Annotated in this window: 12 protein-coding genes; 11 read left to right on the top strand and 1 reads right to left on the bottom strand. The window is 71.2% G+C overall.

Annotated features, from left to right (window positions below; translation table 11 throughout):
* Positions 1 to 96 precede the first annotated feature (96 nt).
* Both ABCQ75_RS11745 and ABCQ75_RS11740 read left to right on the top strand, forming a co-directional pair.
* Positions 97 to 807 (top strand): ABC transporter ATP-binding protein, encoded by a 711-nt coding sequence (locus tag ABCQ75_RS11745; RefSeq protein WP_345885560.1) that lies wholly within the window; start codon positions 97 to 99, stop codon positions 805 to 807.
* A gap of 166 nt (positions 808 to 973) precedes the next feature.
* On the top strand, positions 974 to 1,468 hold the full coding sequence (locus ABCQ75_RS11740; protein WP_345885559.1) for a hypothetical protein: 495 nt from the start codon (positions 974 to 976) through the stop codon (positions 1,466 to 1,468).
* A 128-nt stretch (positions 1,469 to 1,596) separates the two neighbouring features.
* Here ABCQ75_RS11740 and ABCQ75_RS11735 read toward each other — a convergent pair whose 3' ends face one another.
* Positions 1,597 to 2,268 (bottom strand): MBL fold metallo-hydrolase, encoded by a 672-nt coding sequence (locus ABCQ75_RS11735; protein WP_345885558.1) that lies wholly within the window; start codon positions 2,266 to 2,268, stop codon positions 1,597 to 1,599.
* A gap of 40 nt (positions 2,269 to 2,308) precedes the next feature.
* Between ABCQ75_RS11735 and ABCQ75_RS11730 the strand changes: the two genes are divergently transcribed.
* The 9 genes from ABCQ75_RS11730 (at position 2,309) to ABCQ75_RS11690 (ending at position 12,974) form a co-directional block, all read left to right on the top strand.
* A complete protein-coding gene (locus ABCQ75_RS11730; RefSeq protein ID WP_345885557.1) occupies positions 2,309 to 2,698 on the top strand; it encodes a GntR family transcriptional regulator in 390 nt (129 codons plus the stop codon).
* Positions 2,699 to 2,934: 236 nt separating this feature from the next.
* Positions 2,935 to 5,769 carry an excinuclease ABC subunit UvrA gene (gene uvrA / locus ABCQ75_RS11725; RefSeq protein ID WP_345885611.1) on the top strand — a complete coding sequence of 945 codons (2,835 nt, stop codon included), beginning with the start codon at positions 2,935 to 2,937 and terminating at the stop codon, positions 5,767 to 5,769.
* 55 nt (positions 5,770 to 5,824) lie between these two features.
* Entirely contained in the window at positions 5,825 to 6,526 is a 702-nt protein-coding gene (locus ABCQ75_RS11720) for an HAD hydrolase-like protein (protein WP_345885556.1), read from the top strand.
* Positions 6,520 to 7,185, top strand: coding sequence for a lysophospholipid acyltransferase family protein (locus tag ABCQ75_RS11715; RefSeq protein WP_345885555.1), 666 nt, complete (start codon positions 6,520 to 6,522; stop codon positions 7,183 to 7,185). The genes ABCQ75_RS11720 and ABCQ75_RS11715 overlap by 7 nt, the downstream gene beginning before the upstream one ends.
* Before the next feature lie 43 nt (positions 7,186 to 7,228).
* A complete protein-coding gene (gene uvrC / locus ABCQ75_RS11710) occupies positions 7,229 to 9,244 on the top strand; it encodes an excinuclease ABC subunit UvrC (RefSeq protein ID WP_345885554.1) in 2,016 nt (671 codons plus the stop codon).
* A 13-nt stretch (positions 9,245 to 9,257) separates the two neighbouring features.
* Entirely contained in the window at positions 9,258 to 10,181 is a 924-nt protein-coding gene (gene rapZ / locus ABCQ75_RS11705; RefSeq protein WP_345885553.1) for an RNase adapter RapZ, read from the top strand.
* Positions 10,178 to 11,227, top strand: a complete 1,050-nt coding sequence (locus tag ABCQ75_RS11700) for a gluconeogenesis factor YvcK family protein (RefSeq protein WP_427916092.1) — start codon at positions 10,178 to 10,180, stop codon at positions 11,225 to 11,227. The genes rapZ and ABCQ75_RS11700 overlap by 4 nt, the downstream gene beginning before the upstream one ends.
* A 38-nt stretch (positions 11,228 to 11,265) precedes the next feature.
* Positions 11,266 to 12,246: a DNA-binding protein WhiA gene (gene whiA / locus ABCQ75_RS11695; protein ID WP_345885552.1), complete on the top strand. Its 981-nt coding sequence runs from the start codon at positions 11,266 to 11,268 to the stop codon at positions 12,244 to 12,246.
* A 92-nt stretch (positions 12,247 to 12,338) separates the two neighbouring features.
* Positions 12,339 to 12,974: a superoxide dismutase gene (locus ABCQ75_RS11690; RefSeq protein ID WP_345885551.1), complete on the top strand. Its 636-nt coding sequence runs from the start codon at positions 12,339 to 12,341 to the stop codon at positions 12,972 to 12,974.
* The last annotated feature ends 21 nt before the right edge of the window (positions 12,975 to 12,995 follow it).

The raw sequence follows: 12,995 nt of genomic DNA, 5'->3' as shown, positions 1-12,995 counted from the left end.
CAGTCGGGAAGGTCTTCGGCTCGGGCCACACGGCGGTCCGGGCCGTGGACGGGGGGGGGCCCGCCGGGGAGCCCCGGGCCCCACGCCACATGCATTGTGCCCCCGCGGGTCGCCGCCGCGGCCCCCCCGCCGCGCGGGGCGGGGCCGGGCGCCCCCCCCGCGGGCGCCGCCGGCGACATCGTCCTGATCATGGGTCCCTCCGGGTCCGGCAAGACCACGCTGCTGTCGATGGTCGGCACACTCATGCGGCCCACCGAGGGGAGGATCCTCATCGACGGGCAGGACATCTCGGCCCTCGGGTCCGCGGACCTGGCCCGGCTGCGCCTGCGCCGGTTCGGGTTCGTCTTCCAGACCTTCAACCTCCTCTCCGCCCTCACGGCAGAGGAGAACGTCATGCTCCCCCTCCTGACGGCAGGCGTGCCGCGGCGGGAAGCCCTCGAGCGGGCCCGCGAGGCTCTGGCCCCGCTGTCCCTCGGCTCCCGGCTCCGCTCCCTTCCCCGGGACCTCTCCGGTGGGGAGAAGCAGCGCGTCGCGATTGCCCGCGCCCTGGCCAACGACCCCGGTCTGCTCCTGGCCGACGAGCCCACGGCGAACCTCGACAGCAGGACCGGGAGCGAGGTGACCCTGCTGATGTGCCAGATCGCCTGCCGCGAGAACAGGGCGGTCGTGATCGTGAGCCACGATCCCCGCCTGCGCGCGGCTGCCAAGCGGGTCATCACCATCGAGGACGGCCGCCTCACCCACGAGGAGGAGGGCGAGCACCACCTGAACTGCCGGATGCACCCCCCGGCCCACCGCGCCCCTTGAGGGCGCCTGGCGCAGCCGGACGCGAGGAAGAGCGCAGGCTCTGCCCCTCCGCTCAGGCTTGCCCAAGGATTGGCACAGATCCGGCTGCGGGACGAGTCTGGCTGGCTAACGTCGGAGTGGGGCCGGAGAAGACCGGCCGCAGACCACACGAAGAAAGAGATCCTTGATGAACGCTCTGCCCAAGCTCGCAGCCGTCGTCCTCGCAAGCGCCATGCTCACCGGGGCCGGTGCGGCTGCCGCGACGGCCGTCGAGACCACCGACACGACCCAGGTCACCGACGTCGTCGTCGTGGCCCCCATCACCCAGGAGCAGGTCGACGCCGCCAAGGCTGCCTTCGAGAAGGCCAAGGCCGATGCCCGCGCCTCCGAGAAGCTCGCCCGCGCGACCTACAAGACGGCCGAGGCGAACGCGCTCAAGGCCGCCAAGAGCGCCAAGGGCACGGCCAAGAAGGCCGCGGTCAAGAACGTCCAGACGCTGCGCAAGGCGAACCAGACCGCGCTCAAGGCCCTCGTGGCGGAGAACCGCGCCCTCGTCGACGCCGCGAAGGCCGCCTACCAGGCCCTCGCCGCCCAGTTCGAGGCCCAGAACGCGGCCGTCGAGGCGCCCGTCGAGACCGCTCCGGTCGTGACCGCTCCGGTGGAGACCGCTCCGGCCGTCTGACCGGCAATGGCCCGTGGGCACGGGCTGGGGGACCGCCCTTCGGCCAGGCCCATCTGATCCGCGCAGAGGCGCTGCTGCACATGGGGGCAGCAGCGCCTCTGCGCGTTCCCGTTCCCAGTGTCAGGTTCCTACCAGCCGCGCTGCTTCCACTCGGGAAGATGCGGACGCTCCGCTCCGAGCGTCGTGGGCTTCCCATGGCCGGGATGCACCTCGGCCGTGTCGGGATAGGCCCCGAAGAGCCGGTCGGCGACGTCGGCGAACAGGAGGGCGAACCGGTCGGCGTCGTCCTGCGTGTTCCCCACGCCGCCGGGGAACAGCGAGTCGCCGGAGAAGATGAGGACCGGCGCATCCTGCTCAGTGAGGACATAGGCGATCGACCCGGGCGTGTGGCCGCGCAGATGGACCGCTGCCAGCTCGAATCCCCACGCCCCGTGGGCTTCGGGCAGCACGTCGCCGTGGTCGAGCACCGTGTCGACCGGCACAGGGATGCCCGAGGCGTCCTGACGGCCTGCCGCCGTGCGCGCCCCCGTCGCCGCGACGACCCCCTCGAGCGCCCGGACGTGGTCCCAGTGCTGGTGGGTCGTGGCGACGAGCTCGAGCTTCGGCGGGCGGCCCGCGCCGGCTGCGTCCGCGCCGCCCTCCGCAAGGAGCGACCGGATGGCCGGGAGGTCGTCCGCGGCGTCGATGAGGACCTGGGCCCCGGTCTCCTTGGACGTGATCAGGTAGACATTGTTGTCCATCGAGCTCACCGAGATCCGGCGGACGGTCACCTTGGCGAGGTCGTGCAGGAGGCTGCTCATGGGGCCAGTCTAGGCAGCAGCCCGGCGGTAGGGTGGGGACATGGCAGAGCAGGAGTTCCCAGGGAAGTGGCGGCCGGACACCGAGCTCGTGATCCCCCTCTTCGAGCAGCTGCGCCGCCGCATCCTCGCCCTCGTGGACGACGGCGCCCTCCCGGTCGGGCGGCGCCTGCCCCCGGTGCGTGGCCTCGCCACGGAGCTGGGTGTGGCGCCGCACACTGTCGCGCGGGCGTACCGCGAGCTCGAGGAGGCCGGCGTGCTCGTCACTGCAGGCAGGGCGGGCACCTCGGTGGCACCCCGTGGCGCACGGGAGGAGGAGCTTGCTGCCGCGGCGCGCTCCTTCGCGGCGGCGGTCCTCGCTTCAGGAGCCTCCCTCGAGGACGCCCTCGCGCTTGCGGCGTCCGCCTACCGCGAGGGCCAGGGCAGGCCCTGACGCCTCTGTGAGGCCCGGGGGAGGAGCCCAGAGTGTGATCGAAGACATTTTCGAAAAGGCGTTCTGTCGACTAGCATGGACGGGTGCAGAGTCCCTCCACGCTCACTGACGCCTCCATCCCCACTCCATCCGCGGCCGAGCCGTCCGCAGCGCCGTCCGCGGTCGGGAGCGCTGCGCCGAAGGCTGCCGCCAAGGGCGCACGGCAGGTCTCCCACACGCCGGACCAGTCGCGGCTCATCGTCAAGGGCGCCCGCGAGCACAACCTGCGCAACGTGGACCTGGACCTCCCGCGGGACGCCATGATCGTCTTCACGGGCCTCTCGGGGTCGGGCAAGTCCTCCCTCGCGTTCGACACGATCTTCGCCGAGGGCCAGCGCCGTTACGTCGAGTCTCTCTCGGCCTACGCCCGCCAGTTCCTCGGGCAGGTGGACAAGCCGGACGTGGACTTCATCGAGGGCCTCTCGCCGGCCGTCTCGATCGATCAGAAGTCCACGAGCAAGAACCCGCGCTCCACGGTGGGCACCATCACCGAGATCTACGACTACATGCGCCTCCTCTGGGCGCGCGTCGGCCGCCCGCACTGCCCCGTCTGCCACGAGGCGGTCACCCGCCAGACGCCGCAGCAGATCGTGGACCAGCTGCTCGAGCTCCCCCAGGGCACGCGCTTCCAGCTCCTGGCCCCGGTCGTGCGGGGGCGCAAGGGGGAGTTCGTCGAACTCTTCAAGGAGCTCGCGGCCAAGGGCTACTCGCGTGCCCGCGTGGACGGCGAGCTCATCCAGCTCTCCGAGCCGCCCAAGCTCGGGAAGCAGTTCAAGCACACGATCGAGGTCGTCGTCGACCGTCTCGTGGTCAAGGACGGCATCCGCCAGCGCCTTGCGGACTCGGTCGAGACCGCGCTCGGGCTCGCCGAAGGCCGCGTCCTCGCGGACTTCGTGGACCTCGAGCCGGACGATGAGGCGCGCGTGCGCGCCTTCTCGGAGAACCTCGCGTGCCCCAACGAGCATCCGCTCGCGATCGACGAGATCGAGCCCCGCTCCTTCTCGTTCAACAACCCGTTCGGTGCGTGCCCCGCGTGCACGGGCATCGGCACCAAGCTCGAGGTCGACGAGGAGCTCGTCGTCCCAGACCCCGAGCTGTCCCTGTCGGAAGGCGCGATCGCGCCCTGGTCGCTGGGTGCGGCGACCCAGGAGTACTGGACGCGCCTCCTCGAGGGGCTGGCCGACGATCTCGGATTCTCCATGAAGACCGCGTGGCACAGCCTCCCGCAGTACGCGCGGGAAGCTGTCCTGCACGGCAAGGACCACAAGGTCGTGGTGCAGTACCGGAACCGCTTCGGGCGGGAGCGCAAGTACAGCACCGGGTTCGAGGGAGCAGTCTCCTACATCCAGCGCAAGCACCTCGAGACGGAGTCCGACTCCGCGCGGGACCGCTACGAGGAGTACATGCGCGAGATCCCGTGCCCCGAGTGCGGCGGTGCGCGCCTGAACCCGGCGTCCCTGTCCGTGCTGGTCGGCGGCCGCTCGATCGCGGACGTCTCGCGGCTCCCCCTCAGGGACGCGCGGCAGTTCCTCGGGGACCTCGACCTGACCCCGCGCGAGGAGCAGATCGCCCACCAGGTCCTCAAGGAGATCGACGCGAGGCTCGAATTCCTCCTCGACGTGGGCCTCGAGTACCTCAACCTCGAGCGCGCGGCAGGCACCCTCTCCGGCGGAGAAGCGCAGCGCATCCGGCTCGCCACACAGATCGGCTCGGGGCTCGTGGGCGTCCTGTACGTCCTCGACGAGCCGAGCATCGGCCTGCACCAGAGGGACAACAGGCGGCTCATCGAGACGCTGACGCGCCTGCGCGATCTCGGCAACACGCTCATCGTCGTCGAGCATGACGAGGACACGATCCACGAGGCGGACTGGATCGTGGACATCGGCCCCGGCGCGGGCGAGCACGGCGGCGAGGTGGTCCATTCCGGGTCCCTCGAGGAGCTGAAGGAGAACCGCGCCTCTGTCACGGGCGACTACCTCTCGGGCCGTCGCTCCATCGCAATCCCGGCGAAGCGCCGCAAGGTGGACCGCAAGCGCCAGCTGAAGGTCGTCGGCGCCCGCGAGCACAACCTCACCGGCGTGGACGTGGTCTTCCCCCTCGGCGTCCTCACGGCGGTCACCGGCGTGAGCGGGTCGGGCAAGTCCACCCTCGTGAACGACATCCTCTACAAGGTCCTCGCGAACCGCCTCAACGGGGCCAAGCAGGTTGCGGGCCGGCACACCCGGGTCGAGGGCCTCGAGCACCTCGACAAGGTCATCCACGTCGACCAGAGCCCGATCGGCCGCACGCCGCGGTCCAACCCCGCGACGTACACCGGGGTGTTCGACCACATCCGCAAGCTCTTCGCCGAGACGAACGAGGCCAAGGTCCGCGGGTACCAGCCCGGACGCTTCTCCTTCAACGTCAAGGGCGGGCGCTGTGAGGCCTGCAGCGGCGACGGCACGCTCAAGATCGAGATGAACTTCCTGCCGGACGTCTACGTCCCGTGCGAGGTGTGCCACGGGGCGCGGTACAACCGCGAGACCCTCGAGGTGCACTACAAGGGCAAGACGATCGCGGACGTCCTGGACATGCCGATCGAGGAGGCCGCGGACTTCTTCGCAGCGTTCACACCGATCGCGCGCCATCTGCGCACGCTCAACGACGTGGGGCTCGGGTACGTGCGCCTCGGCCAGCCGGCCACGACCCTGTCCGGCGGCGAGGCCCAGCGCGTGAAGCTCGCGGCCGAGCTGCAGAAGCGGTCCAACGGGCGCAGCATCTACGTCCTCGACGAGCCGACCACAGGCCTTCACTTCGAGGACATCCGCAAGCTGCTCCTCGTGCTCCAGTCGCTCGTGGACAAGGGCAACTCGGTGATCACGATCGAGCACAACCTCGACGTCATCAAGAGCGCAGACTGGATCATCGACCTCGGTCCCAACGGGGGCTCGGGCGGTGGCCGTGTCATCGCGACGGGGACGCCGGAGCAGGTCGCCGAGGTCGAGGGCAGCCACACCGGGACCTTCCTCGCGGAGGTCCTCGGCACACGGTGACGCTGCGCCGCCCGTGGTTTCCGGGCATCGGAGGCGATGTGGGAGACTGGCCAGCGTGAATGACAGCCCCGCACTCGTGATCTTCGATCTGGATGGGACCCTCGTCGACCCTGCGGGGAGCATCACGGGCGGGATCGCCCATGCCCTCACGGCCCACGGCCTGCCCGTGCCGGACCAGGCGAGCCTCTCGAGCATGGTCGGGCCGCCGCTCGTCGAGTCCCTTGCGCGTCTCGGCTCGGTTCCCGCCGAGGAGGTGCCCGGCGTCGTCCACACCTACCGCCGGCACTACGTCACCGCCGGGATGGCGGAGAGCCGCCCGTACCCGGGAGTGCCCGAGCTGCTCGCGCGCCTGCGGGCGCGCGGCCTGCGCCTCGCCGTCGCGACGCAGAAGCCCCAGACGCTGGCCGAGCGCCTCCTCGAGGTCCACGGCCTGGACGCCTGCTTCGACAGCGTGCACGGCGCCCCCGACGACGAGACCCAGCCGCCGGCCGCGGACGGCAAGGCCGGCATGGTGCGTGCCGCGCTCGAGGAGAACCGCGCAGCTGCGGGCAGCTCGGTCATGGTCGGCGACCGCCGGTACGACGCGGCCGGGGCAGAGGCCAACAGCGTGCCGTGCATCGGTGTGCGCTGGGGCTTCGCCCCTGCGGGGGAGCTCGAGGCGCTCGCCCTCGTGGCCCTCGTCGAGGACGCCGACGAGCTCGAGTCTGCCGTCATCGCCGTCCTCGCCGGCGCTGTCGCGGAGGCCGCGCCATGCTGATCTACTCGATGACCCGCCAGAGCATCCGCGGCTTCATCTCAGCGTTCTGCCGGCCCACCGTGACGGGACTCGAGAACGTTCCCGAGGAGGGGCCGTTCATCGTCGCCTCGAACCACCTCTCGTTCCTGGACTCGGTGATCATCCAGGCGCTCATGCCGCGCGGGGTCGCCTTCTTCGCCAAGGCCGAGTACTTCACGGGCAAGGGCGTCAAGGGCAAGCTCATGAAGGCGTTCTTCGAAGGCGTCGGGTCCATTCCCGTCGAGCGGGGCGAGCAGGCCGCGAGCGTTGCCGCGCTCAAGACCCTGCTCGACCTCCTCGACAAGGGCCAGGGCATAGGGATCTACCCCGAGGGCACTCGCTCCCGCGACGGGCTCCTGTACCGGGGCCGCACCGGCGTCGGCTGGCTCGCGCTCACGACGGGCGCCCCGGTGGTGCCTGTCGGCCTCAGGGGCACGGAGCGCCTGCAGCCCGCGGACCGCAACACGATCGTGCCGAGGCACTTCGAGATGGCAGTCGGGGAGCCTCTGTACTTCGACAAGACGGGGCCGGACCACTCGCTCCCAGCTCGGCGCGAGGCCACGGACCGGATCATGGACGCCATCGCCGCCCTGAGCGGCCAGGAGCGCGCCCCGGGCTACAACAAGCCCCCGGCCGCCTAGGCCAGCGGACCACGGGGTCGGCGGGCCTCACTAGAATGGACCAGTGGCAGATCCATCGAGCTACCGGCCCAGGACCGGGGAGATCCCGACCGAGCCCGGCGTGTACCGCTTCCGCGACCCGCACGGGCGGGTCATCTATGTCGGCAAGGCCAAGAGCCTCCGGCAGCGGCTCACGTCCTACTTCGCCAACCCGCTGACGCTCCTGCCGAAGACGTACGCGATGGTGCATGCGGCCTCGAGCGTCGAGTGGACGGTGGTCGGGAGCGAGCTCGAGGCGCTCCAGCTCGAGTACACGTGGATCAAGGAGTACGCGCCCCGGTACAACCTCGCCTTCCGCGACGACAAGACGTACCCGTACCTCGCCGTCACGATGGGGGAGAAGTTCCCCCGGGTGCAGGTCCTGCGGGGGGAACGGCGGAAGGGCACCCGGTACTTCGGCCCGTACACCGCCGGTGCCATCCGCGAGACCATGGACACGCTCCTGCGCGTCTTCCCAGTCCGCTCGTGCAGTGCGGGGGTCTTCCGCCGTGCCGAGCAGAGCGGGCGCCCCTGCCTCCTGGGCTACATCGACAAGTGCTCCGCGCCGTGTGTGGGACGGGTCTCCGAGGAGGAGCACCGCAGCCTCGCCGAGGACTTCTGCTCCTTCATGGGAGGGGAGGCCCGCCGGTTCATCGCCCAGCTCGAGAAGCGCATGGCAGCGGCGGTCGCGGAGCTCGACTACGAGCAGGCCGCGCGCCTGCGCGATGACATCATCGCGATGCGCAAGGTCTTCGAGCGCAACGCGGTCGTGCTGGCCGAGGAGACCGACGCGGACGTCTTCGCTGTCGAGGAGGACGAGCTCGAGGCCGCGGTCCAGGTGTTCCACGTGCGCGGCGGCCGGATCCGCGGCCAGCGCGGGTGGGTCGTGGAGAAGGTCGAGGACACCACGCCTGCCGAGCTCGTCGGCCACCTCCTCACCCAGGTGTACGGCGAGCAGTCCGAGACGGACGGCCGCCTCCCGCGGGAGGTGCTCGTCCCGGTGCTCCCGGACGACGCCGACGGGCTGGCAGCGTGGCTGTCCTCCCTCCGCGGGGCGAAGGTCGCGCTCCGCGTCCCGCAGCGGGGGGACAAGGCGGCCCTGATGGGAACCGTCCACGAGAACGCCGTGCAGGCGCTGCGCCTCCACAAGAGCCGGCGCGCGGGGGACATCACGACCCGCTCGCTCGCCCTCCAGGAGCTCCAGGAGGCGCTTGAGCTGCCGGAGCCGCCCCTGCGGATCGAGTGCTTCGACATCTCGCACGTGCAGGGCACGAACGTGGTCGGGTCCATGGTCGTCGTCGAGGACGGCATCGCGAAGAAGGCCGAGTACCGGCGCTTCTCGATCACCGGCGACGCGGCGCGGGACGACACGTCCGCGATGCGCGACGTCCTCACCCGCCGGTTCCGCGGCTACCTCGCGGAGCGGGAGCTCCCTGTCGAGGAGCGCGAGCGCTCCGGCAGGTTCGCGTACCCGCCCAACCTCGTGGTGGTCGACGGCGGGCAGCCCCAGGTCTCGGCCGCCGTGAAGGCCCTCGCAGACCTCGGCCTCGGGGACGAGATCCGGGTGGTCGGCCTCGCGAAGCGGCTCGAGGAGGTGTGGCCCCCCGAGGGCGACTTCCCCGTGATCCTCCCGCGCGCGTCCCAGGGCCTCTACCTGCTGCAGCGGATCCGTGACGAGGCGCACCGCTTCGCGATCGCCTTCCACCGCCACAAGCGCGGGAAGTCGATGACCGCCTCGGTGCTCGACGAGGTGCCGGGCCTGGGCCCCGCCCGGAAGAAGGCGCTCCTCGCGCACTTCGGCTCCGTCAAGCGGCTCAAGGCCGCCGGTCCGGCCGAGCTCGCCGAGGTCAGCGGCGTCGGGCCCGCCCTTGCCGCGGCGGTCCACGCACGCTTCCACGGGGTGCCGGAGGGGGCGGCGGCCGGAACTGGGGCGGACAGCGCCGGCGCAGGCGACCTGACGGGCGAGCCCGCCACGGTCCCGGGCGTGTCCGACACCATGCCGGCGGTCAACTACAGCACCGGCGAAATCCTCGACTCTTAGCTAGGCTGGCAGCATGAGCGAGACGAGCGCGGTCGATGCCGGACCGGACACGAACCTCACGCCCGTGAAGCCAGAGGCCACGGAGCTGCTCATCGTCACCGGCATGTCGGGGGCGGGCCGCAGCACGGCGGCCAATGCGCTCGAGGACCACGGCTGGTACGTCGTCGAGAACCTCCCGCCCCAGCTCCTCGGCACGCTGGCCGAGCTCGTCGGCCACGCCCCGGACAGGATCCCGAAGCTCGCGGTCGTCATGGACGTGCGCAGCAAGGCCCTCTTCGCGGACATCCGGGAGGCGCTCCACCAGCTCGCCGCCCAGGGGGCCGAGTACCGCGTGCTCTTCCTCGACTCGAGCGACGAGGTGCTGATCCGCCGATTCGAGCAGGGCCGGCGGCCGCACCCGCTCCAAGGGGGCGGGCGGATCTCGGACGGCATCGCCGCCGAACGGGCGCTCCTGGCCGAGCTCAAGGAGCAGTCGACACTCGTCCTGGACACCTCGGACTTCAACGTCCACGGCCTCGCGACCGCCATCACCGAGCTGTTCTCCGAGAAGGGCCCGGTGACGCTGCGCCTGAACGTCATGAGCTTCGGCTTCAAGTACGGACTCCCCGCGGACGCCAACTACGTGGCGGACGTGCGCTTCCTGCCCAACCCCCACTGGGTCCCGCAGCTGCGCCCGCACACCGGGCTCGACGCCGAGGTGCGCGACTACGTCCTGGTCGCAAACGGCGCGCAGGACTTCGTGGACCGCTATGTCCACGCGCTCGAGCCGGTCCTCGCGGGCTACCGCCGCGAGAACAAGCACTACGCGACCATCGCGGTCGGCTGCACAGGGGGCAAGCACCGCTCTGTCGCGATCGCCGAGGAGCTCTCCAAGCGGCTCGCGCAGCTCCCGCGCGTGACCGTCACGACCGCGCACCGGGATCTGGGCCGCGAGTGAGCACGCTCTTCACCGGCCAGCTCCCGCTCGTCCGCCCGGGAGCCGGCACCGGGATCGGCGGCGTGCCCAAGGGCCCCACAGTCGTTGCGCTCGGCGGCGGGCACGGCCTCTCGGCCTCGCTCGCGGCGCTGCGCCTCCTCACGACGGAGCTCACCGCGGTCGTCACGGTCGCGGACGACGGCGGCTCCTCCGGCCGCCTGCGCGAGGACTTCGGCGTCGTGCCCCCGGGAGACCTCCGCATGGCCCTCGCCGCGCTGTGCGACGACACCGACTGGGGCCGCACTTGGCGCGACGTCATGCAGCACCGCTTCCACTCGCCGGCGGGCAGGAGCGGCCTGGACAACCACGCGATGGGGAACCTGCTCATCGTCACGCTCGCCGAGCTGCTCGGGGACATCGTCGCAGGACTGCGCTGGGCGGGTGCCCTCCTCGGTGCGCGCGGCCAGGTGCTGCCCATGTCCCGGGTGCCCCTCATGATCGAGGGCGACGTCCTGGTCGAGTCCTCCGGGGTGCACGGAGGGCCCCCGCGCCGCGAGACGATCCGGGGGCAGGCCGCGTGCGCGGTGGCCGGCCGGCTCGAGGAGGTCCGGCTCGTGCCCGCGGACGCGCCCGCGTGCCCCGAGGCCCTCAGCGCGATCGAGTACGCAGACTGGATCGTGCTCGGGCCGGGATCCTGGTACACGTCCGTGCTCCCGCACCTAACCCTCCCCGAGACGCGCCAGGCCCTGTGCGACACGCCGGCCCGGCGCTGCCTCACGATGAACCTCGCCGTGGACACCCGGGAGACGACCGGCATGAGCGCGGCGGACCACCTGCGCGTCATCCAGCGGGCCGCCCCCGAGTTCAGGGTGGACGCCGTCATCGCCGACGACTCCTCGGTGGGGGACCCGGGAGAGTTCGAGCAGGTGGCCGGCGAGCTGGGGGCGGAAGTCTTCTTCGGTAGAGTGAGGTCTTCCGGGCAGCGGTCGGTCCACGATCCGCTCCGCCTGGCCGGGGCATACCACGAGGTGTTCGCCTCGGCAGGAGCGGCCGGGGGAGGACGATGACGGGCCCGAACGGTGCCCTGCAAGCAGGAGGGCACACCATGGCATTGACCCAGAGCGTCAAGGACGAGCTGTCGCGGCTGGGCGTGAAGAAGTCGTCGGAGCGCAAGGCCGAGGTCTCCTCGATGCTGCGGTTCGCCGGCGGCCTGCACATCATCTCGGGCCGGATCGTGATCGAGGCCGAGGTGGACCTCGCGGCAACCGCGCGCCGCCTCCGGGCAGCTATCCACGAGGTCTACGGGCACGAGAGCGAGATCATCGTCGTCACCGGGGGAGGGCTGCGCAGGGGCAGCCGCTACGTGGTGCGCGTGGTCCGCGACGGCGAGGCCCTCGCCCGGCAGACGGGCCTTCTGGACAACCGGGGCCGTCCCGTGCGCGGGCTGCCGTCCGTGATCGTCAATGGTTCCGCCGCGGATGCCGAGGCCGTGTGGCGCGGGGCCTTCCTCGCCCACGGCTCCCTCACCGAGCCCGGCCGCTCGAGCTCGCTCGAGGTCACGTGCCCGGGCCCTGAGGCTGCGCTCGCGCTCGTCGGGGCGGCCCGCCGCCTGGGGATCGTCGCGAAGGCGAGGGAAGTGCGCGGAGTGGACCGCGTCGTCGTGCGCGACGGCGATGCGATCGCCGCCCTCCTGACCCGCATGGGCGCCCACGACGCGCTCCTCGCCTGGGAGGAGCGCCGGATGCGCAAGGAGGTCCGCGCGACCGCGAACAGGCTTGCGAACTTCGACGACGCGAACCTCCGGCGCTCGGCGCAGGCCGCAGTGGCCGCGGGCGCGCGGGTCGAGCGGGCGCTCGAGATCCTTGCCGACGACGTCCCCGAGCATCTGCGCTACGCCGGCGAGCTGCGCGTGGCCCACAAGCAGGCGAGCCTCGACGAACTGGGCCGGCTCGCGGACCCGCCGCTGACCAAGGACGCGATCGCCGGACGGATCCGCCGCCTGCTCGCGATGGCGGACAAGAAGGCGGAGGAGACGGGCATTCCCGGCACGGAGGCGAACGTTACGCCGGACATGCTCGAGGGCTGACCGGACGGCGGACGGATCCGGCAGGGTCTGCTTAGGATGGAGCAGTCACCAGCTTCGCGCCGCAGAGCCTTGTGGCGCGCGGAAACCAACCGATGGAGGATGTTGTGACCTACGTACTGCCTGAGCTTCCGTACGACTACGCGGCGCTCGAGCCGCACATCTCGGCCCGGATCATGGAGCTGCACCACAGCAAGCACCACGCGGCCTACGTCACGGGCGCGAACACGGCGCTGGAGAAGATGGCCGAGGCCCGCTCGAACGGCGATGCCGCGGCCGCCGCCAAGTTCTCCAAGGACCTCCAGTTCAACCTCGGTGGCCACCTCAACCACTCGATCTTCTGGAACAACCTCTCCCCGGAGGGGGGCGACAAGCCCGAGGGCGAGCTCGCCGCCGCGCTCGACGAGTACTTCGGCTCGTTCGACGCGTTCCGCGGGCACTTCACCGGCGCTGCGACGACCATCCAGGGATCCGGCTGGGCCATCCTCGCCTACGAGCCGCTCGGCGGGAACCTCGTGATCGAGCAGATGTACGACCAGCAGAACGGCGTCCCGGTCGCGACGACCCCGCTCCTCCAGCTCGACATGTGGGAGCACGCCTTCTACCTCGACTACCAGAACGTCAAGGCGGACTACGTCAAGGCCTTCTGGAACATCGTCAACTGGGCCGACGTCGCCAAGCGCTTCGACGCCGCCCGCAACGGGGCTGCGGCCCTCGTCACCGTTTCCTGAGAGCGGCGTCACATTCTGTGA

Origin of the sequence: Sinomonas halotolerans (assembly GCF_039615075.1) — a bacterium.
Taxonomy (GTDB): Bacteria; Actinomycetota; Actinomycetes; order Actinomycetales; family Micrococcaceae; genus Sinomonas; species Sinomonas halotolerans.
This window is presented reverse-complemented; position numbering and strand designations above follow the sequence as displayed.

Bases quoted from the DNA above. Each gene is read 5' to 3' on its own strand.
- ABCQ75_RS11735 (WP_345885558.1), bottom strand. From the start codon at position 2,268: ATGAGCAGCCTCCTGCACGACCTCGCCAAGGTGACCGTCCGCCGGATC.
- ABCQ75_RS11690 (WP_345885551.1), top strand. From the start codon at position 12,339: ATGGAGGATGTTGTGACCTACGTACTGCCTGAGCTTCCGTACGACTAC.
- ABCQ75_RS11730 (WP_345885557.1), top strand. From the start codon at position 2,309: ATGGCAGAGCAGGAGTTCCCAGGGAAGTGGCGGCCGGACACCGAGCTC.
- rapZ (WP_345885553.1), top strand. From the start codon at position 9,258: ATGAGCGAGACGAGCGCGGTCGATGCCGGACCGGACACGAACCTCACG.
- ABCQ75_RS11715 (WP_345885555.1), top strand. From the start codon at position 6,520: ATGCTGATCTACTCGATGACCCGCCAGAGCATCCGCGGCTTCATCTCA.
- whiA (WP_345885552.1), top strand. From the start codon at position 11,266: ATGGCATTGACCCAGAGCGTCAAGGACGAGCTGTCGCGGCTGGGCGTG.
- ABCQ75_RS11740 (WP_345885559.1), top strand. From the start codon at position 974: ATGAACGCTCTGCCCAAGCTCGCAGCCGTCGTCCTCGCAAGCGCCATG.